This window comes from Zobellia barbeyronii (assembly GCF_018603515.1).
GTDB lineage: Bacteria > Bacteroidota > Bacteroidia > Flavobacteriales > Flavobacteriaceae > Zobellia > Zobellia barbeyronii.
In genome coordinates, this window is the sequence record NZ_JACATN010000027.1 from 1 (window position 1) to 490 (window position 490).

1 protein-coding gene is annotated in these 490 nt (G+C 47.3%); it reads left to right on the forward strand.

Annotation, left to right across the window (positions count from 1 at the left end; all coding sequences use genetic code 11):
- Positions 1–353 (forward strand): PorP/SprF family type IX secretion system membrane protein (locus HW347_RS20585; RefSeq protein WP_214613601.1); only part of this gene is annotated, 353 nt, incomplete at its 5' end.
- Between the last annotated feature and the right edge of the window lie 137 nt (positions 354–490).

The following is a 490-nucleotide window of genomic DNA, read 5'->3' on the forward strand; positions in this document are numbered from 1 at the left end:
AGCGTATGAACTTCTATTTCATCACGGGATACGTATTCGAAGTAAACGATAGGTGGAAGTTCAAACCTGCGGGCCTTGTAAAGGCGGTAAGGGGTGCACCGTTGCAGATAGACGTAAGCGCCAATTTTCTGTATAACGATAAGTTCTCCTTAGGGCTGGCCTACCGTTGGGACGCCGCTCTGAGCGCACTTTTCGGATTTCAGATCACGGACCAGTTCATGGTAGGCGTCGCGTACGATAGGGAGATCACCGATCTAGGTGCCACGAGGTTCAACGACGGTTCTTTCGAGATATTTCTAAGATATGAGTTCCTTAACCGTTACAAACGCGTAATCACCCCAAGATTCTTCTAACCAACAAGCAGACAAGACATGAAAAAAACAAGATATATATTCTGCGGTCTGGCATTGATGGCCATGGCCTCACAGGCACAGGAGAAAAAGATACGAAAAGCGGATACGAAGTTCACGAACTATTCCTATGCCTCGGC